The organism is Cellulomonas sp. PhB143 (assembly GCF_003752595.1).
GTDB lineage: Bacteria > Actinomycetota > Actinomycetes > Actinomycetales > Cellulomonadaceae > Paraoerskovia.
Map to the genome: position 1 here is coordinate 86,412 of NZ_RKIJ01000014.1, position 20,927 is coordinate 107,338.

23 protein-coding genes and 1 tRNA gene are annotated in these 20,927 nt (G+C 73.3%); 17 read left to right on the plus strand and 7 right to left on the minus strand.

All coding sequences use genetic code 11. The features are described 5' to 3' along the window. Nucleotides 1–64 precede the first annotated feature (64 nt). The 11 genes from rpmA to EDF32_RS12190 all read left to right on the plus strand — a co-directional run bounded on the left by rpmA (nt 65) and on the right by EDF32_RS12190 (nt 9,186). Complete coding sequence (rpmA, locus tag EDF32_RS12145; RefSeq protein ID WP_123308821.1) at nt 65–322, plus strand: 50S ribosomal protein L27; 258 nt, start codon at nt 65–67, stop codon at nt 320–322. 143 nt (nt 323–465) lie between these two features. Next, on the plus strand, nt 466–1,986 hold the full coding sequence (gene obgE, locus EDF32_RS12150; protein WP_123308822.1) for a GTPase ObgE: 1,521 nt from the start codon (nt 466–468) through the stop codon (nt 1,984–1,986). A 73-nt stretch (nt 1,987–2,059) separates the two neighbouring features. Then, nucleotides 2,060–3,193, plus strand: a complete 1,134-nt coding sequence (proB, locus tag EDF32_RS12155; protein WP_123308823.1) for a glutamate 5-kinase — start codon at nt 2,060–2,062, stop codon at nt 3,191–3,193. Between the two features lie 67 nt (nt 3,194–3,260). Continuing rightward, nucleotides 3,261–4,547, plus strand: a complete 1,287-nt coding sequence (locus EDF32_RS12160) for a glutamate-5-semialdehyde dehydrogenase (RefSeq protein WP_123308824.1) — start codon at nt 3,261–3,263, stop codon at nt 4,545–4,547. A 121-nt stretch (nt 4,548–4,668) separates the two neighbouring features. Then, a complete protein-coding gene (locus tag EDF32_RS14725; RefSeq protein ID WP_199734925.1) occupies nt 4,669–4,839 on the plus strand; it encodes a hypothetical protein in 171 nt (56 codons plus the stop codon). 32 nt (nt 4,840–4,871) lie between these two features. Then, complete coding sequence (nadD, locus tag EDF32_RS12165; protein ID WP_123308825.1) at nt 4,872–5,480, plus strand: nicotinate-nucleotide adenylyltransferase; 609 nt, start codon at nt 4,872–4,874, stop codon at nt 5,478–5,480. A 16-nt stretch (nt 5,481–5,496) separates the two neighbouring features. Beyond that, nucleotides 5,497–6,696 (plus strand): hypothetical protein, encoded by a 1,200-nt coding sequence (locus tag EDF32_RS12170; RefSeq protein WP_123308826.1) that lies wholly within the window; start codon nt 5,497–5,499, stop codon nt 6,694–6,696. Between the two features lie 52 nt (nt 6,697–6,748). Continuing rightward, nucleotides 6,749–7,198: a ribosome silencing factor gene (rsfS, locus tag EDF32_RS12175; protein WP_123308827.1), complete on the plus strand. Its 450-nt coding sequence runs from the start codon at nt 6,749–6,751 to the stop codon at nt 7,196–7,198. Then, nucleotides 7,195–7,884, plus strand: a complete 690-nt coding sequence (locus EDF32_RS12180) for a histidine phosphatase family protein (protein WP_123308828.1) — start codon at nt 7,195–7,197, stop codon at nt 7,882–7,884. Before rsfS ends, EDF32_RS12180 begins: the two co-directional genes overlap by 4 nt. A 69-nt stretch (nt 7,885–7,953) precedes the next feature. Then, nucleotides 7,954–8,026: transfer RNA gene (locus EDF32_RS12185), tRNA-Ala, on the plus strand. A gap of 191 nt (nt 8,027–8,217) precedes the next feature. Further along, nucleotides 8,218–9,186, plus strand: a complete 969-nt coding sequence (locus tag EDF32_RS12190; protein ID WP_123308829.1) for an AraC family transcriptional regulator — start codon at nt 8,218–8,220, stop codon at nt 9,184–9,186. Nucleotides 9,187–9,212: 26 nt separating this feature from the next. Here EDF32_RS12190 and EDF32_RS12195 read toward each other — a convergent pair whose 3' ends face one another. Together EDF32_RS12195 and EDF32_RS12200 are read right to left on the minus strand one after the other, a co-directional pair. Continuing rightward, a complete protein-coding gene (locus EDF32_RS12195; protein ID WP_123308830.1) occupies nt 9,213–10,076 on the minus strand; it encodes a carboxylesterase in 864 nt (287 codons plus the stop codon). 117 nt (nt 10,077–10,193) lie between these two features. Beyond that, nucleotides 10,194–11,066 carry a DNA-3-methyladenine glycosylase gene (locus tag EDF32_RS12200; protein WP_123308831.1) on the minus strand — a complete coding sequence of 291 codons (873 nt, stop codon included), beginning with the start codon at nt 11,064–11,066 and terminating at the stop codon, nt 10,194–10,196. 155 nt (nt 11,067–11,221) lie between these two features. Here EDF32_RS12200 and EDF32_RS12205 point away from each other — a divergent pair, with 155 nt between their 5' ends. Continuing rightward, complete coding sequence (locus EDF32_RS12205; protein WP_233565894.1) at nt 11,222–11,950, plus strand: peptidoglycan DD-metalloendopeptidase family protein; 729 nt, start codon at nt 11,222–11,224, stop codon at nt 11,948–11,950. 25 nt (nt 11,951–11,975) lie between these two features. Here the strand turns inward: EDF32_RS12205 and EDF32_RS12210 are convergent, their stop codons facing one another. The 4 genes from EDF32_RS12210 to lpdA form a co-directional block, all read right to left on the minus strand. Beyond that, nucleotides 11,976–12,167, minus strand: coding sequence for a hypothetical protein (locus tag EDF32_RS12210; RefSeq protein ID WP_123308833.1), 192 nt, complete (start codon nt 12,165–12,167; stop codon nt 11,976–11,978). 234 nt (nt 12,168–12,401) lie between these two features. Next, nucleotides 12,402–12,890, minus strand: coding sequence for a pyridoxamine 5'-phosphate oxidase family protein (locus EDF32_RS12215; RefSeq protein WP_123308834.1), 489 nt, complete (start codon nt 12,888–12,890; stop codon nt 12,402–12,404). A 73-nt stretch (nt 12,891–12,963) separates the two neighbouring features. Continuing rightward, nucleotides 12,964–13,428 carry a DUF3817 domain-containing protein gene (locus tag EDF32_RS12220; protein ID WP_123308835.1) on the minus strand — a complete coding sequence of 155 codons (465 nt, stop codon included), beginning with the start codon at nt 13,426–13,428 and terminating at the stop codon, nt 12,964–12,966. A 16-nt stretch (nt 13,429–13,444) separates the two neighbouring features. Next, entirely contained in the window at nt 13,445–14,845 is a 1,401-nt protein-coding gene (gene lpdA / locus EDF32_RS12225; RefSeq protein ID WP_123308836.1) for a dihydrolipoyl dehydrogenase, read from the minus strand. 159 nt (nt 14,846–15,004) lie between these two features. Between lpdA and EDF32_RS12230 the strand changes: the two genes are divergently transcribed. Beyond that, nucleotides 15,005–15,262 carry a hypothetical protein gene (locus EDF32_RS12230; RefSeq protein ID WP_123308837.1) on the plus strand — a complete coding sequence of 86 codons (258 nt, stop codon included), beginning with the start codon at nt 15,005–15,007 and terminating at the stop codon, nt 15,260–15,262. Further along, nucleotides 15,255–15,572: a type II toxin-antitoxin system PemK/MazF family toxin gene (locus EDF32_RS12235; protein WP_123308838.1), complete on the plus strand. Its 318-nt coding sequence runs from the start codon at nt 15,255–15,257 to the stop codon at nt 15,570–15,572. Before EDF32_RS12230 ends, EDF32_RS12235 begins: the two co-directional genes overlap by 8 nt. 77 nt (nt 15,573–15,649) lie before the next feature. On the opposite strand, the gene EDF32_RS12240 is transcribed toward EDF32_RS12235, so the two are convergent. Continuing rightward, complete coding sequence (locus EDF32_RS12240) at nt 15,650–18,298, minus strand: PA14 domain-containing protein (RefSeq protein ID WP_158614095.1); 2,649 nt, start codon at nt 18,296–18,298, stop codon at nt 15,650–15,652. A 305-nt stretch (nt 18,299–18,603) separates the two neighbouring features. Here EDF32_RS12240 and EDF32_RS12245 point away from each other — a divergent pair, with 305 nt between their 5' ends. Genes EDF32_RS12245 through EDF32_RS12255 form a run of 3 tightly spaced genes read left to right on the plus strand, consistent with a single transcriptional unit; the run spans nt 18,604 to nt 20,882 of the window. After that, nucleotides 18,604–19,314 carry a DUF2786 domain-containing protein gene (locus EDF32_RS12245; protein ID WP_158614096.1) on the plus strand — a complete coding sequence of 237 codons (711 nt, stop codon included), beginning with the start codon at nt 18,604–18,606 and terminating at the stop codon, nt 19,312–19,314. 48 nt (nt 19,315–19,362) lie between these two features. After that, nucleotides 19,363–19,845 carry a heme-degrading domain-containing protein gene (locus EDF32_RS12250; RefSeq protein WP_123308841.1) on the plus strand — a complete coding sequence of 161 codons (483 nt, stop codon included), beginning with the start codon at nt 19,363–19,365 and terminating at the stop codon, nt 19,843–19,845. Next, nucleotides 19,842–20,882: an MBL fold metallo-hydrolase gene (locus tag EDF32_RS12255; RefSeq protein WP_123308842.1), complete on the plus strand. Its 1,041-nt coding sequence runs from the start codon at nt 19,842–19,844 to the stop codon at nt 20,880–20,882. The genes EDF32_RS12250 and EDF32_RS12255 overlap by 4 nt, the downstream gene beginning before the upstream one ends. The last annotated feature ends 45 nt before the right edge of the window (nt 20,883–20,927 follow it).

A 20,927-nucleotide genomic window follows, 5' to 3' on the forward strand; every position in this document is an offset into this window, starting at 1 on the left:
CTCCCGCCGGCTCTCGGCCGGCGCGGGACTCCCTCGACACTCTTCGTACGAAAGCAGGACTGACATGGCACACAAGAAGGGCGCGAGCTCCTCGCGCAACGGTCGCGACTCGAACGCGCAGTACCTCGGCGTCAAGCGCTTCGGCGGCCAGGTCGTCGGCGCCGGCGAGATCATCGTCCGCCAGCGCGGCACCCACTTCCACCCCGGCCACAACGTGGGCCGCGGCAAGGACGACACGCTGTTCGCCCTCGCGCCGGGCTCGGTCCTCTTCGGGACCCGCCGCGGCCGCAAGGTCATCGACATCGTCACCGTCGAGGCCTGAGCAGCACACAGCAGCATCTGAGCAGAGCCTGCACGCCGGCCCGCGCCGGTCGCGGGTCGAGCTCCCGGGAGGGGCGCACCGACGTCGGTGCGCCCCTCCTGCCGTCCGCCCGCACCGCCCGTCACTCCCGGAAGGATCGCCCCATGGCAACGTTCGTCGATCGCGTCGTCCTGCACGTCTCCGGGGGTGACGGCGGCAACGGCTGCGCGTCGATCCGGCGCGAGAAGTTCAAGCCCCTCGCGGGCCCCGACGGCGGCAACGGCGGCGACGGCGGCACGGTGACGCTGCGGGTGGACCCGCAGACGACGACGCTGCTCGAGTACCACCACACGCCGCACCGGCACGCGACGTCGGGCGGCCAGGGGATGGGCGACAACCGCAACGGCGCCGCCGGCGAGGACCTCGTGCTCAAGGTCCCGGACGGCACCGTCGTCAAGGGCCCCGACGGCACCCTCCTGGGCGACCTCGTGGGCGCGGGCGCCGAGCTCGTGGTGGCCGCCGGCGGCCGCGGGGGCCTCGGCAACGCCGCGCTCTCGTCGCAGCGCCGCAAGGCGCCGGGCTTCGCGCTGCTCGGCGAGCCGGGGGACGGCGCCGAGATCGTCCTCGAGCTGAAGTCGCTGGCCGACGTCGCGCTGGTGGGCTACCCGAGCGCGGGCAAGTCCTCCCTCGTCGCCGCGATCAGCGCCGCGCGCCCCAAGATCGCCGACTACCCGTTCACCACCCTGGTGCCGAACCTCGGCGTCGTGCAGGGCGGCGACACGCGCTTCACCGTGGCGGACGTGCCCGGTCTCATCCCGGGCGCGAGCGAGGGCAAGGGGCTCGGTCTGGAGTTCCTGCGGCACATCGAGCGCACCGCCGTGATCGTGCACGTCCTGGACTGCGCGACCCTCGAGCCCGGCCGTGACCCGCTGAGCGACCTGGAGACGATCGAGGCGGAGCTCGCCGCGTACTCCGGGGACCTCGCCATCGAGGGCGGCCGGACGCCGCTGAACGACCGCCCGCGCGTCGTCGTCCTCAACAAGGTCGACGTGCCCGAGGCGCGCGAGCTCGCCGAGCTCGTCCGCCCGGACCTCGAGGCGCGCGGGCTGCGCGTCTTCGAGATCTCCGCGGCGAGCCACGAGGGTCTGCGCACGCTGTCGTTCGCGCTCGCCGAGATCGTCGAGAAGGCGCGCGCCGCGGCGCCCGCCCCCGAGGCGACGCGCGTCGTCCTGCGCCCCAAGGCCGTGGACGACTCCGGCTTCACCGTCAAGCGCATGGAGCAGTCCGGCGAGCTGTACTTCTGGGTGCGCGGGCAGCGCGTCGAGCGCTGGGTGCGCCAGACGGACTTCTCGAACGACGAGGCCGTCGGCTACCTCGCCGACCGGCTCGCCCGGGCGGGCGTCGAGGACGGCCTGCTCAAGGCGGGCGCGGTCTCCGGCGACGAGGTGCGCATCGGCCCCGAGAACAACCAGGTGATCTTCGACTGGGAGCCCACGCTGCACAGCGGAGCGGAGCTGCTCACCGGCCCGCGCGGCACCGACCTGCGCCTCGAGGAGTCGCAGCGCCCGACCCGCAAGGACAAGCGGCGCGAGTACACCGACCGCATGGACGCCAAGGCGGAGGCCCGCGCCGAGCTGTGGACCGAGCGCGAGGGCGGGCACTGGACGGACCCCGAGCAGGACTGAGCCCGGCCGGCCCGCCCGACCCACGTGCCGGACGCCGCTGCGCCGCCCGCGCGCCGCGCGCCATGATGTCCCCGTGACTCCCGGCTCCCGCGCGCAGGCGGCCGACGCGGCCCGCGTCGTCGTCAAGATCGGCTCCTCCTCCCTGACCGGGCCGGACGGCCGCCTCGCCCCCGAGGCGGTCACGGCGCTCGTCGACGTGCTCGCCGCGCGGCGCGCCGCGGGCCAGCAGGTGGTCCTCGTGACCAGCGGCTCGATCGCCGCGGGCATCGACCCCCTCGGCCTCGCCGCACGCCCGCGCGACCTCGCCACCGCCCAGGCGGCGGCATCCGTGGGCCAGGGGATGCTCGTGGCCCGGTACACGGCGGCGTTCGCCGCGCACGGCCTGCGCGTCGGCCAGGTGCTCCTGACCGCGGAGGACACGGTGCGCCGCGGCCACTACCGCAACGCCCAGCGCGCGCTCGAGCGCCTGCTCGCCCTCGGCGTGGTGCCGATCGTCAACGAGAACGACGCGGTGGCGACCGACGAGATCCGGTTCGGCGACAACGACCGCCTCGCCGCCCTCGTCTCCCACCTGGTGCGCGCCGACGTGCTGGTGCTGCTCACCGACGTCGACGGCCTGTACACGGGCCCGCCGGACCTGCCGGGCTCCGTCCGGGTGCCCGTCGTCTCGGGCCCCGCGGACCTCGAGGGCATCGAGGTCACCGCCCGGGGCAGCTCTGTGGGGACCGGGGGCATGGTCACCAAGCTCGAGGCCGCGGCGCTGGCGACGACGTCCGGCGTCCCGGTGGTGCTCACGCTCGCCGAGAACGCCGCCGCCGCGCTGGCGGGGGAGGACGTCGGCACCTGGTTCGCCGCGACCGGGCGGCGCACGTCGCGGCGCCGCCTGTGGCTCGCGCACGCCGCCCGCACGCGGGGCACGCTCGTGCTCGACGACGGCGCGGTGGCGGCGGTGCGCGCCGGGCGCGCCTCCCTGCTCCCCGCCGGGGTCACGGGCGTCGCCGGCGACTTCGACGCGGGCGACCCGGTCGACCTCGTCGGGCCCGACGGCGTCGTCGTCGCGCGCGGGCTCGTCGCCTTCGACTCGGGCGAGATCCCGGGGCTGATGGGCCGCTCGACGCACGCCCTGCGCGACGAGCTGGGGGAGGGCTACGACCGCGAGGTCGTGCACCGCGACGACCTGGTGCTGGTGCGCGCCCGCCGCCGGTGAGGCCCGCGCCGGACCGGAGGGCGGACGCCCCTGCCCGCTGTCGCCCGGCGGTCGTAGGCTCGGCGTCATGACAGCACAGAACGTGCCCGACGACGTCCGCGCGGCCGTCGAGGACGTCGCCCGGCGGGCCAAGTTCGCCTCGCGCACCCTGGCGACGGCGACCCGCGCGACCAAGGACGCGGCGCTCGGCGCGCTCGCGGACGCCCTGGTCGCGCAGGCCGACGCGATCGTCGCGGCGAACGCGCAGGACCTGGACCGGGGCCGGGCCGGCGGCATGAGCGACGGGCTGCTCGACCGGCTCGCCCTGACGCCGGAGCGCATCGGGGCGATCGCCGACGCCCTGCGCGAGCTCGCCGCGCTGCCCGACCCGGTGGGCGAGGTCGTGCGCGGCTCGACCCTGCCCAACGGCCTGCGGCTGCGCCAGGTGCGCGTGCCCATGGGCGTGGTCGGCATGATCTACGAGGCCCGCCCCAACGTGACCGTGGACGCCGCCGGGCTCGCCCTGAAGTCCGGCAACGCGGTGATCCTGCGCGGCGGCTCGGCCGCGGCGAGCTCGAACGAGGTGATCGTCGGGGTGCTGGCCGCCGCCCTCGAGAAGCAGGGGCTGCCGGGGGACCTGGTGCAGTCGATCGACGCGCACGGGCGCCCGGGCGGCGTCGCGCTGATGCGCGCGCGAGGCCTCGTGGACGTGCTCGTCCCGCGCGGCGGGGCGGAGCTCATCCGGACCGTCGTGCGGGAGTCGACCGTGCCCGTCATCGAGACCGGCGTCGGCAACTGCCACGTCTTCGTCGACGCGAGCGCCGACCCGATGACGGCGCTCGAGATCGTGCTGAACTCCAAGACGCACCGGGTCGGCGTGTGCAACGCCGCGGAGACGCTGCTCGTGCACGCCGAGGCGGCCGAGGAGGTGCTGCCTGCGATCCTCGACGCGCTCGACGCGGCCGGCGTCGTCCTGCACGGTGACGAGGCCACGGCACGGCTCGCCCCCGAGGGGGTCGTGGTGGTCCCCGCCACGGACGAGGACTGGGCGCGCGAGTACCTGGCACCCGAGATCGCGGTCCGGGTCGTCGACGACCTCGACGGCGCGATCGAGCACGTCCGGGCCTGGACGTCGGGGCACACCGAGGCGATCGTCACGCGCGACCTCGCGAGCAGCGAGCGGTTCGTGGCCGAGCTCGACTCCGCCGCGATCATGGTCAACGCCAGCACGCGGTTCACGGACGGCGGGCAGTTCGGCCTCGGCGCCGAGATCGGCATCTCCACGCAGAAGCTGCACGCCCGCGGCCCGATGGGCCTCGGGGAGCTGACCACGACCAAGTGGATCGTGCACGGCGACGGCCACGTGCGTGTCTGACGCGCTCGTGAGGACGCCGGCGCGGGCGCCCGCGGAGGGTGCGCCCGGGCGATCGTGCAAGAATTGACCATCTCTTCCGCCCCCCGGTCCGCCGGCGGGCGGGGCACCGGAGGAACGACCCATGGAGGACACCGTGCTTGCAGCAGCCCTGACCGTCGCCGAGAAGGCCGCCGAGCCTGTCGTCAACGAGCTCCCCATGCCCCCGATCGTGTTCGGGATCCTCGCGTTCGCGGGCCTGTGCACGCTGCTGCTCGTGGCCTACGCCTTCCGGAGCATCGGCACGCGTCACTGACGCGGGCCACCCCGACGGACGCCGCAGGACCAGTGACCGCTCCGCGCACGCCCCGCCTGGGCGTCATGGGCGGCACGTTCGACCCGATCCACCACGGTCACCTCGTCGCCGCGAGCGAGGCTGCGGCCCGGTTCGACCTGGACGAGGTCGTCTTCGTGCCCACGGGGCACCCGTCGTTCAAGCAGGACCAGCAGGTCAGCGACGCCGAGCACCGCTACCTGATGACGGTCGTCGCGACCGCGTCGAACCCGCGGTTCACCGTCAGCCGCGTCGACGTCGACCGTCCCGGCCTGACGTACACGATCGACACGCTGCGCGACCTGCGCGCGCAGCGCCCCGGCACCGAGCTGTACTTCATCTCCGGCGCCGACGCGATCGAGCAGATCCTGCGCTGGAAGGACGCCGACGACCTGTGGGGGATGGCCCACTTCGTCGCCGTGACGCGGCCCGGGCACGAGCTCGACCTCGCGCACCTGCCCCCTGGCGTGGTCACGCGCCTCGAGGTCCCCGCGCTGTCCATCTCGTCGACGGACTGTCGCGAGAGGGCCCGGATGGGGCACCCTGTCTGGTATCTGGTCCCGGACGGCGTGGTCCAGTACATCGCCAAGTACCGTCTGTATCGAGGTAGTCCTGATGAGTGAACCGACGGGTGATCCCGTGCGACCGCTGACCCGGCGCGAGCTGCGCGAGCGCGAGCAGGCCGCGGCGGTACCGCAGCCGCCGGCGCCGGCCCGCCCGGCGGTGCCGCCTCCCGCGCCGGTCTCGCGGCGCTCCATGCGCGAGCCGCAGGCGCCCTCCGGTGCGCCGGACCGGTCGCAGACGACGACCTCGACGCCCAGCGTGCGCACGGTCCGCCCGCCGGCGGCCAGCGCGGGGGTCCGGCGGCTCGACGAGACCGGCCGCCTGTCGCCGGTCGAGGACAGCGGCCGGTTCACCGGCACGTCGCGCAGCGTCGCGCACCCCGGCTCGCAGGCGACGGCGGCGCAGGGCCGTCCGAGCGCGCAGAGCCCTGCACCGACGGCGTGGGGGAGCGCGTCCTCGCGTCCGGCCAGGTCGCCCGAGGTCGCCGCGAGCCCCATGTACCGGGCGGCTCCCGCCCCCCAGGGCACGACGGCGCAGTCCCCGGCCCAGGCGCCGACCCGTACCTCGCGCCTGGCACCGCAGCAGGCGCCGTCCTCGGGCCGCGTCGAGAACCGCGGGTGGGGCGCCGCGACGGCCGACCCGTCGGCGACCGCACCGTTCACCCCCGCGGAGCGGAGCGCCGCGACCTCGCCCGCGACTCCTGCCTCGCCCTCCGCATCGTCGGGCCCTGCCGTGCCGACCCCCTCCTCGCCGGCGCGGACCTCGATCCGCCGGGCTCCGTCGTCGGCCGACCCCCAGCGCTCGCCGCACACGCCCGCGCCGGCCGCCGCCGCGGCGCCGCTGCCGTGGGGATCGGCGAGCGCCGCGGCGGCGCAGCCTGCCAGCGCCCGCCCCGCCGACCCGCAGGCCGCTGACCCGCAGCCCGCCGCCGCGCCGGTGCTGCCGTGGGCGAGCGCCGCCGGGGCCTCGCGCGCGAGCGACGAGGGCCCGTTCGGGCTCCAGGCGCACCTCGAGAACGAGGCGTTCCCGCGCGTCGGCGCCGGGTCGCCGGACCGGCGCGACGACGTGGACGACGACGCCCGCGAGGCGCACCCGCCCGCCAAGCGGCACTCCTACACCTGGCTGCACTACCTGATCCTCGTCGCGGTCGCCTTCGTGCTGGGCCTGCTCGTGTGGCAGCTCGCCGACACCTCCGCGGACGCGGGTGCCGCGGGCGCCGCGGGCGCCTCCGCCCCGACACTCACCACCGCGCACGCGCGCGGCCCCTCGCTCTGACCCCCACCAGCGGGCGCCGCACCGGCGCCCCGGACGAACGGAAGACCCCCACGTGACTGCCACCGAGCGCGCCACAGAGCTCGCCATCATCGCCGCGCGCGCGGCCTCCGGCCTCAAGGCCGAGGAGATCATCGCGCTGGACGTCAGCGAGCAGCTCGTGCTCACCGACGTCTTCCTCATCGCCTCCGGCACCAACGAGCGCCAGGTGTCCGCGATCGTCGACGCGGTCGAGGAGGTCCTGCACAAGGAGGGCGTCAAGCCGCTGCGCCGCGAGGGCAAGAGCGAGGCCCGCTGGGTGCTCATCGACTTCGGCGACGTCGTCGTGCACGTGCAGCACTCCGAGGACCGCACGTACTACGCGCTCGAGCGGCTCTGGAAGGACTGCCCGAGCATCGAGCTGCCGCAGGACGCGCGCGGCGAGGCGGCGACGACGCTCGGGCGGCCGTCGGCCCCCGACGGCTCGGACGGCGCGATCTACCTGTCCCAGGACCCGGACGCGTGAGCGCCGGGACCCTCGTCCTCCTGCGGCACGGCCGGACGGCCTACAACGCCGCGCTGCGCCTGCAGGGGCAGGTGGACATCCCGCTCGACGACATCGGCGTCTGGCAGGCGGAGCAGGGCGGGCGGGCGCTCGCGACGTCCCACCGGGCCGACAAGATCGTCGCCTCCGACCTGTCGCGCGCCTACGCGACCGCCCAGGGGTATGCGGTGGCGCTCGGCGGCATGGAGATCACACGCGACGCACGGCTGCGCGAGCGCGGCTTCGGCGTGTGGGAAGGGCTGAACGACGCCGAGATGGCGGAGGGCTGGCCGCAGGAGCACGCCGCGTGGAAGCGCGGCGCCGAGCCGACGTCGACCGGGGCCGAGCTCAAGGTCGACGTCGCCGCGCGCATGGTCGAGGCGATCGCCGAGCACGCCGAGCCGATGGGGGAGCGGGACACGCTCGTCGTCGTCTCCCACGGGGCGGCCATCACGCTGGCCGTGACGGGGCTGCTCGGGCTGGACACGTCGTCGTGGCGGGGCATCTCCGGCATGCACAACGTGCACTGGTCCCACCTGCACCGCTCGCGCCCCGGGGCGACGCCCGCGTGGCGGCTCGTGGCACACAACGTGGGCGCCGGCTTCCCGCTCGACGAGTGGAACACGGGGCCGGACTGGAATTTGGAGCCCAGCGAGGATTCTGCGTAGACTGGCAACGCTCCGGACGAGGGAAACCTCGGACGGGGACGCGGATCAGCCGTACTCCGGCGGGTCCTCGGGGCTGTGGCGCAGCTGGTAGCGCACCTGCATGGCATGCAGGGGGTCAGGGGTTCGAGTCCCCTCAGCTCCACTCTTGACGAAGCGGGACACCGGTCATCGGTGTCCCGCTTCGTCGTTCCCGCATCCCACCACTTTCGCCGGCGTCCGTCATGGCCGACACTTGCGCCCAAGAGGTCTGCCCGAGCGAGCAGGTGATGCCATGAGACGTGCAGCCGTACGCGATGCCGCTGCGCCTCCCCGGGGTCCGTCGGGTCGTCTGCCGTGAACGTGCTGCTGGACACCCGGGCCGTCCCCGCACACGAGCGGGTCGACGCCTTCGGATCGGCGTTCAACGCGGCGAGCAGGCCGACGGACGTGTCCGTGACGTCCGACGTCGTCGGGGTCGTGCAGGCCTGGGAGATGAGCACGGGTGTCCGGATGGTGCGGTTGGACGTCCGTGCGACGGAAGTTCGCGTGAACCGCTCGAGCCGGCATCTGCGGCTGGCAGGACCGGAGCGGTTGTCGGTGGCGTCGAGCATGCTGGGTACGTGCCTGACCACCAACCACGGGCGACAGGAGACGAGCAACGACGCGCTGCGACTCACCGACATGACGGCGACCTACGGGATCGTGCAGCAGGGACGCTGTCGCGCGGTCGCCGTCGAGATCGACTACGCCGATCTCGGGCTCTCCGTCGACGAGGTCAGACGAGCGCTGCCGCACACCGCCGCGAGCCCGTTGCACGCGCTGGTCCGTCGCCATCTGGCAGACGTCGCGGGGACCGTGTCGAGCGTCGACGTGGCGGCACGCTCGGCGCTGGCCGCCGCCAAGGTCCATCTCGTGCGCGGCATGCTGACGTCCGTGGCAGGACGTGGTGCGGACCGTCGCGAGGCAGAGCCGGCGACGCTGCGCCTGCGGATCGAGGACTACGTGCGGCGCCACCTCGCGGAACCCGGGCTGACGCCGGCCAGCATCGCAGCGGCGCACCACATCTCCCTGCGGCACCTCTACGCCGTCCTCGCCGATCTGGAGCACGCCCCGGCAGAGTGGGTCATGCGACTCCGGCTCGATGCGGCGCGTCGGGCGCTGGTCGTGCCTGGCGCGACCGTCGCCGACGTCGCCCGGCGGTGGGGGTTCAAGGACCCTTCCCACTTCACGCGTCGGTTCAAGGACTGTTATGGCGCTCCGCCGCGCGACTACGCGGTGCGCGCCGTGCGGTTGGCGACCCAGCGCGAGCGCCCCGACGCCTGAGGAATCCTCGCTCCGCTCGTGACGCGTCAGGCCTGGGTCGTGACCGGAAGATGAGCCTGGACGAACCGCAGGGCCGTGTCGGCGACCTCTGCCCAGCCGTGATCGATGGTCAACGAGTGCCCCCGGTCGGGGAGCTCCACGTACTCGGTCACCGCCGCCTTGTTGCGCCGCTGCTTCTTGTACTCGGCCTTGATGACCGACGGGGGCAGCGTGTGGTCCTTCTGGCCGGCGATCAGCAGCATCGGGCCGCGGTCCTTGGCCTTGGTCCTGACCTTGATCTCGGTGAACGGGTTGAGGTTCGCCGCGACGTCCTGGAAGATCGGCCGGCCCGCCGCCGCGACGTGGAACTCCTCGTAGAGCTGTGCCGCCTCCGACTCGTCCAACGCGTTCGCCCACCCGTACATGAACTGCTCGATCGTCAGCGTGACGGCCCTGTCGGCGTTCGTCGGGTGCGCCACGACCGCGGAGCTCGATCTCAGCGACGAGAACGGCACCGGCAGGATCCCGCGGTACGGAGCCGCGTCGATCGCTACGGTCACGGCGGCAACGCCTTCGCCGGCCAGCTTCTGGGCGATGAGGCCCCCGAAGGAGTGCCCGACGACCGCGGGCCTGGCGCTCAGCGTCCTGGCGGCCTCGAGGTAGTGGTCGGTGACCTGACCGACGCGCTTCTTCGCGAACGCTTCGGGGTGCTCTCGCGCTTCCTCGACGGTTGCCGGGTCGTCAGGCCATGCCGGTGCCACGGTCGCATAGCCCGCAGCCTCGTACCGGGCGCGCCAACGGTCCCAGCTGCTCGACAGGAGCCACAGTCCGTGCACCAGCATGATGACGGGCCGGCCGGACCGGTTCGCGTCCTCGATCTCGTTCCGCTCGTTCTCGGTCAGTGTCGTCATACGGCGACGGTACGAATCGTCCCCGGCGATGTCCGTGCACCTCCGTGCACGGGCCGAGGACGAGCGTGCACAGCTGAGCCTGCACAGCTGTGCCTGCACCGCGACGGCGCTGATGCCCTACCCGCGCCCCGGGCGGGGGTCGATCTCGTGCAGCCGTTCCTCGCGCAGCGCGCGCAGGAGGACCGCGCCCCAGGTCCGGAACGGGCGCCACGCCTCGCTGACCTCGGCGAGCACCGCGCCCCGCCCGTACCGCTCGGCGATCTCGGCCTCCAGCCTCCGCTCGCGTGCCGGCAGCGCGTCCGGGGCGTTGGCGCCGCGCAGCACGATCAGCTCGGCCGCGAACGGACCGATGCCCGTGACGTCCTGCACGGAACGCATCGCCTCCTCCGGGGCCGCAGCCCGCAGCGCCCGGCCGTCGAGCCGGCCCTCGAGCGCGGCCCGCGCCACGGCGTGCAGGTACTCGGTCTTGCGCCCCGGCAGGTCCAGGTCGAGCCCGGCGAGCACGGCGGGCGCGGGGAACGCCCCGTCCTCGCCGTGGCGGGCGACGAGGTCCCGGCTCAGGGCCGCCGCCTGGACGATGCGGGTGCGCTGGGAGAGCACCGACCACGCCGCCGCCTCGTACGGCGAGTAGAAGCCGCACGGCCGGAAGTCCGGGAGGGCCGCCTGCGCGTCGGCGATCACCGGGTCCCGGTCGCCCACGGCGGGCCAGCCGGTGGCGTCCACGTCCAGGGCGAGGAAGCAGGCGACCTGGCCGGTCGCCGCGTCCAGGTCGCCGTCCCCGCGGACGGTGACCTGCGCCGTCGTCCCCACCTGGGTGACGAGGGCCGACGCCGCGGACCAGTCCGCGTCCACCCGGAACGTGGCGCGCAGGGAGTCCTCGGGCGCCCCGGACCCGGGAAGCGCGGCCGGGGTGAAGCCCTCCCAGAATCTCCGGCTCGTCGCGAGGGACCATGGTCCGCGCACCTCGAGCGTGCGGGTCAGCTCGCGCACGTCGGGCCGCAGGCGTCGGTGCTCGACGGGACCTGGGCCAGCCGACCGTCGATCTCGACCTGCATCGTCGTCTCCTGTCGCCGCGGCGTTCTCGGGGCTCGTCCGAGGGTGATGTCGAGCACATCCTGCCAGTCCCGTGGCTACCGTGGAGGTCCGTGCGCGATGCCGGGGAGGTGACCGTGGTGGCTCCCGTGGTCCTCGCGCTGCCCTTCCGCGGCCGCTGGCTGGTGCAGAACAGCCCGGCCCGGCGGGTGCCGAGCCACGGCGTCGACGTCCTCGGGGAACGCTACGCGATCGACTTCGTCGGCGTGGACGAGCGGGGCCGGACCGCCCCGCACCGGGACTGGCGCACGTTGCTCGCGACCGAGCCGCCGGAGCGGTTCGTCGCGTTCGGGCGCCCGGTCCTCGCGCCGGTGGAGGGGACGGTCGTCGCGGTGCACGACGGCGAGGAGGACCACGCGGCGCGGCGCTCGCAGCTCGCCCTCGTCCCCTACGTGCTCGGGCAGGCCGCGCGCCTGCGGCGGGGGCCGGACGCCGTCGCGGGCAACCACCTCGTGCTCCGCGACCGGGCGAGCGGGGCGTTCGTCGCGCTGGTGCACCTGCGCCGCGGCTCGCTCCGCGTGGCGGTGGGCGACGACGTCGTCGTGGGTGGGCAGGTGGCCGCGTGCGGCAGCTCGGGGAACTCGACCCAGCCGCACCTGCACGTGCAGGCCATGGATGCCACGGACCTCACGGTCGCGCGCGGGCTGCCGATCGTGTTCACCGGGTACCGGGAGCACGTCCCGGGCCGGCGCGGCTCGGGACGGCGCGGCGCGCGCGAGGTCGCCTCGGGCGTCCCGGGCGAGGGGACGGTCGTCGAACCCCTCGACCGGGACGCGCCGTGACGCGCGGTCGTCCTCGGAGGACGTCTCAGCAGGCCCGGGCGGCGTAGGCGGCGGCGAGCGTCGTCGTCGGTCCGTCGCCTCCCGAGGCGCGGGCCGAGACGGTCGCCGCGCCGGCGCCCGGCGTGCCGCGCACCGTGAAGCTCTGGTACGCCGAGGCGCCCGGCGCGACGTCGTCCACCGTCCGGGTGCCGTACGGGGTGTCGAGGGTGACGTCCACGGGCCCGTCGGCGCCGTCGGAAACGCCACCTGGCGCACCTGCTGGCCGTTCGCGTACAGCGAGAACGTCCTCGGGGCGCTGCCGTTCGCGTAGCGGACCCGCAGCGTCGCCGTGCCCGGCTCCGCCGTCGGGCGGTAGACGGGGATCGTCACCGAGTCGCCCTGGTTCCACAGCGTGCCGACGAAGCCGGTGCCCTGGTACCCGGAGTGGTCGTCGCCGCCGACGGCCGACAGGTCAGCGACCGGCGCGCTCGGCCAGCTCCTGCAGGAACTTCGGGACCCGGCCGGTGCCGAAGTCGTAGTAGCGGGCCCAGCGCGGCGTGATCGCGATGCGCGCCATCCGGTCGTACATCGCGCGGCAGCCGTTCTCGAACTCGGCGGCCGCCTCGGGGGTCATGCTCTTGCGGGCGGCGGCGAGGAACTCCTCGACCACACCGTCGACGATGCGGATGTCCGCCCGCCCGCGGACCGACAGCGACCGGGCACCCGCCGGGGAGTCGCCGGCATCGATGGCGACCGCAACCTCGGGACGTGCCGTCAGAGCCGCGACCTTGGGAGCCGTGGCGGCCGTGGAGACCACGAGCTCCTCGCCGGTCCACCAGATGCCGACCGGGACCACCCGCGGGCTGCCGTCGCTCGCGGTGTAGGCGAGGTGGGCGGCCGAGGTGGAGTCGAGCAGCTCCCGTGCGCTCGCGAGCTCGCTGTCGATCTCGTGCTGGTCCATCAGCCCATCGTGCTCTCCGCGGTGCTGTCGCGCAGCATCCCGGACCGGTCGGCGGAGGGCGCGACGTGCGGAGCTACCCGCGTCCCCCGGGCGGCCCGACCGCGAGCAGGACCACGAAGACCGCCACGACCGCGACGGCGAGCGACCCGGCGGAGCGCCACGGCGACGACAGCAGCGTGCGCAGCAGCCGGTCGTGCCACGTGGCGTCGCGCGGGTCGTCGCCCGCGGCCCGGCGCCAGTCGCCGTCCAGCCGGCCGGTGCGGTGCAGCCAGATCTCGGTGGGGACGCTCGCGTAGGGGACGACGGCGCTGACGAGCGCCACCGTCGTCGGGCCCGCGCGCCATCGCTGGTTCTTGGCGACGAGGACGACGGTGAGGCCGTAGCAGAGGAAGACGAAACCGTGGATCCCGCCGCCGATCGACACGGCGACGTCGAGCCCCGCCGTGGCCCGCAGGATCATCCCGACGATCAGCAGGGTCCAGGAGGCGGCCTCGGCGAGCGCGAGGGCGCGGAACAGCGACAGGGGGGTGCGGGCCACGGCGGTTCTCGGTCGGTCAGAGGTTGATCATGTGCCCGGTGAGCCCGTGGAAGCCCTCCTGGAGGGCCTCGCTGAGCGTCGGGTGGGTGTGCACGTTGCGCGCGAGCTCGGTGGCCGTGAGGTCCCACTTCTGCGCGAGCGTCAGCTCGGGGAGCAGCTCGGAGACGTCGGGACCGATGAGGTGCCCGCCGAGCAGCTCGCCGTACTGGGAGTCGGCGATGAGCTTGACGAACCCGGTGGGCTCGCCGAGGCCGTGCGCCTTGCCGTTGGCCATGAACGGGAAGGTCGTGACCTTGATGTCGTGGCCCTCGTCCTTGGCCTGCTGCTCGGTGAGCCCGAAGCTCGCGACCTGCGGCTGGCAGAAGGTGGCGCGCGGCATCATGCGGTAGTCGCCGAGCGTCTGGGTCTCGGCGCCGCCGATGGTCTCGGCCGCGACGACGCCCTGGGCCTCGGCCACGTGCGCGAGCATCAGCTTGGCGGTGACGTCGCCGATGGCGTAGACGCCGTCGACGTTGGTGCGCATGTGGTCGTCGATCGCGATGGCGCCGCGCTCGGTGAGCTCGACGCCGGTGTTCTCGAGGCCGAAGTTCTCGACGTTCGGGGCGAAGCCCACGGACATCAGGACGCGGTCGACCTCGAGGGTCTCCTTGGCGCCGCTCTTGTCCGTGTACTCGACGGTGACGGACGAGCCGTTGTCGGTGACCGTGTCGACTCGGGTCGAGGTGAGGATCGGCACGCCGATCTTCTTGTACTGCTTGGTGATCTCCTTGGAGACCTCCGGGTCCTCGTTCGGCAGCGCGCGGTCGAGGAACTCGATGATCGTGACCTCGACGCCGTAGTTGCGCAGCACGTACGCGAACTCCATGCCGATCGCGCCGGCGCCGACGATCGCCATCGTCTTGGGCAGGTCGCGCGTGAGGATCTGCTTCTCGTAGGTGACGACGTTGTCCGACAGCTCGACGCCGGGCAGCAGGCGGACCTTCGAGCCGGTCGCGATGATGACGTTCTCGAACGTGACGGTCTGCGTGGCGCCGTCGGGCCCCGTGACCTCGATCGTCTTCGCGTCGCGGAACGTGCCGCGGCCGTCCAGCTCGGTGATCTTGTTCTTCTTCATGAGGAAGTGCACGCCCTTGACGCGGCCGTCGGCCACTGTGCGCGAGCGGTCGAACGCGGCGCCGAAGTCGAACGACGCCTCCCCGCTGATCCCGAACGTCTTCGCCTGGTGCGTGAAGATGTGCGCGAGCTCCGCGTTGCGCAGGAGCGCCTTGGACGGGATGCAGCCCACGTTGAGGCAGACACCGCCCCAGTACTTCTCCTCGATGACGGCCACGGACAGGCCGAGCTGGGCTGCGCGGATGGCGGCGACGTAGCCACCAGGGCCCGCACCGAGGACGACGACGTCGAAGTGGTTGCTCATGCTCTGAGCCTAGGCCGTCCGCGGGCCCCGGACCCGCCCGCGCCCGCATGATGGCACGGCGGGGGGTATGAGTTGCGCCACGCGGCAGAGGCCGCGGGCTAGCGATCTGGTAGACGCAACGGTCTACCGTGCGGGAATGCCGGTCGATAGACTCGAAGGATGGACACCACGACGATCAAGGTGCGGACCAGCACGCGCGACCGGCTGAGGAAGTATGCGGAGAGCCAGAGCGTCACGTTCGACGGCGCTGTCGACCGCCTGCTGGCGGAGCACGCCGAACGGGAGTTCTGGGCGGCGATGGGGACGGTGACTCCTGCAGAGTACGAGGCGGCGATGCGCGAGGACGGCACCTGGCCCGGCGACGACGACAGCTCGGTCGAGGAGGCCATGATCCGGGCGGAGGAGGCGCGTGGCTGACGGCGTGATCCACCGCGGTGACGTCGTGTGGGCGAGCATGGACCCGGTCGTGGGGCACGAGCGGTCCGGGCACCGGCCCTACCTGGTGCTGTCCGAGGAGCGCTTTCATCGTTCGCGCGGGCTGCTCCTGGTGGTGCCGATGACGTCGCGCCGTCGCGACCTGCCGACCTGGGTGGAGCTCGGGCCGGAGTCCTTCGCCATCGCGGAGCAGCCCAAGACCATGTCGGCGAAGCGCGTCACGCGGGTCGACCGCGCCGGCCACGACGTGCGCGAGGTCGCGCGCCTGGTGGCCTACCTCGTCGGGGCGTAGCCGCCGACGCGGACGGGCCCGCGCCGGACCTGTCGGTCCAGCACGGGCCCGTCACACCAGGCGCGGAGCGGGAACGCCTACGAACCGGCCGGCGTCGTCGGACCCGAGGCCACCGGCGCTCCGGAGCCCGCCGCGATGACCTTCTCGTTGATCGCCCGGACCCGCGAGACGTCCATCTTCGCGACCCGGCGGTCGTAGGTGTAGAACCCGTTGGTCTCGCCCTCGATGTCGGTCAGCTGGGTGTAGACCGAGCCTGAGAGGCGGTCCTTGGCGAGGCCGACGAGGTCGGTGCTGTTCTGCACATAGGCGTCGGTCAACGCCTCAGCGCTCGGGTACGCCGTGTACGGGCTGACGGAGTTCGACCAGATGTGGCCGAGGATCGTCATCGACAGGCCACCGTGCTCGCCGTCGATCGCCGCGCGTGTTGCGTCCGGGAACGGTGCCGCGGGACCGGCGTACGTGTGCCAGTCGATGATGTCGCCGGCGTTCGTGTCGCCGGGCATGTCGCAGCAGTTCAGCCCCGAGCGGGCGTCCACCAGGCGCGAGGGGTCCTGGGCCTTGACCGAGGCGGCCACCTGCGCCGCCCCGTCCATGCTCCACTGGCCCCAGCCCTCGTTGAACGGGACCCACCCGATGATCGCGGTGTCCGAGTCGTGCTGGTCGATCATGCGGTGCAGCTCGGACTTCCAGTCGCTCTGCTGTGCGGCGGTCTGGTTGCTCCCCGACGGCATGTCCTGCCAGACCATCATTCCGGCCTTCGCCGCGTCGTAGTACCACCGCTGCGGCTCGACCTTGATGTGCTTGCGGATCGTGTTGAACCCGAGGTCCTTCGTGGTCTGGATGTCCCAGTTCAGGGCCTCCTCGGTCGGAGCGGTGTAGATGCCGTCCGGCCAGAAGCCCTGGTCCAGCGTCGCCAGGAGGAACGTCTGCTCGCCGTTCAGGACGATCCGGCTCTTGCCGTCGATCTGCTTGATCCCGACGGACCGGATCCCCACGTAGCTGCCCACCGCGTCCTTCGACGGGCCGTCCTTCAGCGTCGCCTTCAGCGTGTACAGGTACGGGTCGTCCGGGGTCCAGCGATGGGCCTTCGGCACCGCCACGGTCAGCCGCTCGTTCGCGGTCCCGCTCGTCTCACCCGCGCGGTGACCTGCCTTGTCGTAGGCCGTGACCTGCACGCGCGCGTGCTTCGAGGCGCCCGGCGCCTGCACCGTCACCGCGAGCGAGTCGCCCGCGTCCGAAAGCTGCGGCGTCACCTCGAGGGAGTCCACGTGCACCGGCTGCACCGGCTCCAGCCACACCGTCTGCCAGATGCCCGACGTCGAGGTGTACGAGAGACCGGTGGGATGGGCCATCTGCTTGCCCTTGGGCTGGTCCCCGGTCGTGTCGGTCACGATGACCGTGACGTCGTTGGAGCCCTTGCGCAGCGCGTCGGTGACGTCGGCGCTGAACGCGTCGTACCCGCCCGTGTGCTCGGCGACCTTCGTGCCGTTCACCAGGACCGTGGTCTGGTAGTCGACCGCCCCGAAGTTGAGCTTGAGGCGCTGCTGGTTCTTCTTGTCGCCCACGTGCCACGACGCCGGCACGGTGAACGTGCGGTGATAGGCGAAGTGGTCGTAGCGCTTGTCGATGCCGGACAGCGTGGACTCGATCGGGTACGGCACCACCGCGGTCTGGGCCTTCGCCCAGGACGTCGGCGTCGCGCTCCGCGAGGCCAGCGGCTGGAAGTCCCACTTGCCGTTGAGGTTCTGCCAGGTGGTGCGCGTGAGCTGCGGGCGCGGGTACTCCGGCAGGGGGTGGTTCGGGTCGACGTCCTTCGCGAACGTGGTGCTGATCCGGAAGGTCGAGTCGTTCGTCGCGTACGCGGCGATCCCCGGCACCTCCTCGCCGCCGGCGGTCACGCCGCCCTTGCCGTCGTAGGCGACGATGGCGCTCGTCTCACGCGGCGCCGTGGCACCGAGACCCACGACGACGTCCGACGACGTCGCGCCGCTGGTCACGTCCGAGATGGGGTAGTCGATCCCACCGATCGACACCCTGAGGTGGTCGGTGAGCCCGGCCTCGTTCTCGACCTCGCCGGGGAACTTCAGGTCGACGGCCGTGCCGTCCTCGGGGATCGTCGCCGTCATGGCGTACGGCTGGTAGCCGGCGGGCAGCGTGAACGCGGACGCCGGTATGGACTCCTTGGCGATGCCGGCGTCGGCGGAGGCCCAGCGCAGGTGCACGTTCGCGCCACCGCCCGCCTGGAACTGCTCGAACGTGATCGGCACCGGCTGGCCCGCGGTCAGGTGCACCGTGCGGGTGGCGGTCTGCTCCTGGTCCCACTGGTTCTGCCACCAGTCGATCAGCTGGTCGTCGTCCGACGACCCGCCGACCCACAGGCGGAAGCCGTTGTCGCCGATGGCGCTGAACGTGTAGTCGCCCGTGGCGGGGGCGGTGACCTGACCGGTCCACCGCACTCCGGCGTCGTCCGTCTGGCCGGTCATCGCCCGGTAGACGGGGGTCATGTCGTCGACGTCGGCGTCCGGGTCGACGATGGTGGACTGCAGGTTCTTCGCGTCGAGCGCGAAGCTGTCGGTGTCCGTGATCGTGTAGTACCGGGCCTCCAGGCCCGGCGCGGTCTGCTGGTCCGACGCTGCGGGGTTGACCTTCGCGTGCGTCGCTGGGGCGGCGTCGGCTGCGCCGACACAACCGACGGCGGTCAGGGATGCGGCCGCGGTCGTGACCACGACGAGGCGCCAGAGACGTGTGCCTCCAGCAACTGGCGGGGTAGGGAAAGCCATACGTACCTCTCTCTTCATCGAGATGCTCGTCACTGAGGTAGTGCGAGGTGCGTGCTGCGATCGTGCGGCGCCGGTCCAGTGGCACCGCGCCGCAGGACTCTCTGCAGTCTGACAGCCGAATGAACACCGAGCAAACACTGTCACTCAAATACGATCACAGATTGTGCAGATTTGTTGACTTTCCCACGGCCTGCTCGCGTTGCCGTCAAGGGCGGCATGGCCCGTCGGTGGCGGGCGTTAGCGTCGCGGGCATGAGCGACGACAAGACCCTCGACCTCGTGCGCACCCTCCTCGCGATCGCCGACGGCGGCTCCCCGTACCCCGAGGAGCGGGCGCGGGCGCGCGAGCGCGCGGAGCGGCTCATGCTGCGCCACTCGATCGACGAGGCGACGGCCGCCATGTCCGCCGAGGCAGCGAGCGAGCCCGTCAGCGCCGAGTTCGAGGTGGGCGGGTCCTACGTCCTGGACCAGATCGGCCTGATCGGCGCGGTGTACGACGCGTTCGGCTGCCGCACGGTCCGCTCGCGCGAGGTCGCGACCGGTCGGGTCCGCGTGCACGCCTATGGGTTCGCTCACGACATGGCGCTCGCCTCGACGCTCGCCGACGCGCTCGTGCCGCAGATGCTCGCCGAGATGCACGCCCACGGCGGCAGCACCAGCACCAAGAAGTCGTTCGCGGCGTCGTTCGCCGGGACGGTCGCGCGCCGGCTGCGCGAGTTCTACGCGCAGGCGCTCGTCGAGGCCGAGGCGCAGGGCACCGGCTCGAGCCTGGTCCTGGCGGACCGCGACGAGCGGGTCGACGCCACGGTCGCCCGCGCCCACCCCGGCCTGCGCACGGCGCGCCGGCGGCCGGTCGGCGACCTCGGCGGGTGGCTCGCGGGCGACGCGGCGGGCAGGCGCGCGGACATCACGGTGTCCGGCCGCCGGGTGGGGGACGGGTCGCCGATCGGCATCGGGCGGTAGCCGCCCGCGCCCCGGCCGTAGGCCGTCTCCCCGTGCCAGGATGGCGCCATGACCGACGACGTGGCCGCCCAGATCGCCGAGCTCGAGCAGCAGGAGCGCGCGCTCGTCCTCGACTCGTTCACCGCCGACGACGCCTGGCACCTGGGGTGCCTGGTCGTCGAGCTCGCCCGCGAGCGCGCGCTGCCGATCGTGGTCGACGTGCGCCGCGGCCCGCAGCAGATGTTCCACGCGGCGCTGGAGGGCTCGAGCGCGGACAACGACTCCTGGGTGCAGCGCAAGGTGCGGGTCGTGGAGAGGTTCGCGACGTCGTCGTACCTCGCCGGGCTGCGCTCGCGGGCGCGCGGGCAGACGTTCAGCGAGCAGCACCAGCTGCCGTTCCAGGAGTACGCGGCCGCGGGCGGCGGGTTCCCGGTCCGGGTCGCGGGCGTCGGTGTCGTCGGGGTCCTGACGGTCTCGGGGCTGACGCAGGCCGACGACCACGCGCTGGTCGTCGAGGCGCTCGCGGCGTTCCGCGACACCGCCGGGGCATGACCGGCCACGCCCGACCGTCAGCCTTCGAGCCGACCGCCCCCGCCCAGCACGCGAAGGCGCGGGCGCGCCGGCTCCCCGAGACGGACGAGGTGCGCGACGGCATCTGGTCCGTGCCGCTGCCCATGCCCGGCGGGAACATCCCGTTCAGCCTGTGCTACCTGGTCCTCGACGCCGAGGGCGGGGTGCACGTCATCGACCCGGGCGTGGTGTCCGACGACGGCTGGCGGCTCCTCGAGGACGCGCTCGCCCGGGCGGGACGCAGCCTGGAGGACGTGCGGTCGGTGGTGTGCACGCACCTGCACGCCGACCACACCGCGATGGCGGCGGGCCTGCGTGAGCGCAGCGGCGCCCGCGTCGTGATGCACGAGGCCGAGGCCGCGGCGATGACCGCGCTGCGCTCCGGTGGCGTCGGGATCCTCGGCGGCCGGCAGGCCGAGGCGTGGGGCGTGCCGGCCGCGCGGCGCGGCGAGGTCGAGGACGTGCTGCAGATGACGGGGCCGGCGCCGTTCGTCGAGGTGGACGCGACCGTGCGCGCGGGGGACCTGCTCGACGTGCCCGGCCGCGAGCTCGAGGTGCTGTGGACGCCGGGGCACACCGGCGGGCACGTGTGCCTGCGCGAGCGCGGCGAGAGGCTGCTGTTCACGGGTGACCACGTGCTGCCGATGATCAACTCCGGCCTGGGGCTCGGCGGCCCGACGGCGACGAACCCGCTGGCCGACTACCTCGCCTCCCTGACCGCGGTCGCAGCGTTCGACGACCACGAGGTCTGCCCCGGGCACGGCTACCGCTTCCGGGGGCTCGCCCGGCGGTGCGCCGAGCTGGCCGCGCACCAGACGCGACGCGCCCGCGAGGTCGAGGCGGTGCTGGCCGGGGACGGCGGCGACGGCACGACCGGTGCAGCCGCGCCGAGCGTCTGGGCCGTCGCGTCGCGGCTCACCTGGACCGCCGGGTGGGACGGCCTGACCGGGTTCTATCTCGCCTCGGCGCTCGCGCAGACGGCGATGCTCGCGGAGTATGCGTCACTTCAACAGCGGTGAGCCTTGTTGAAGTAAACTCACGTTTGGTTCAATAGTCCGGGCCGT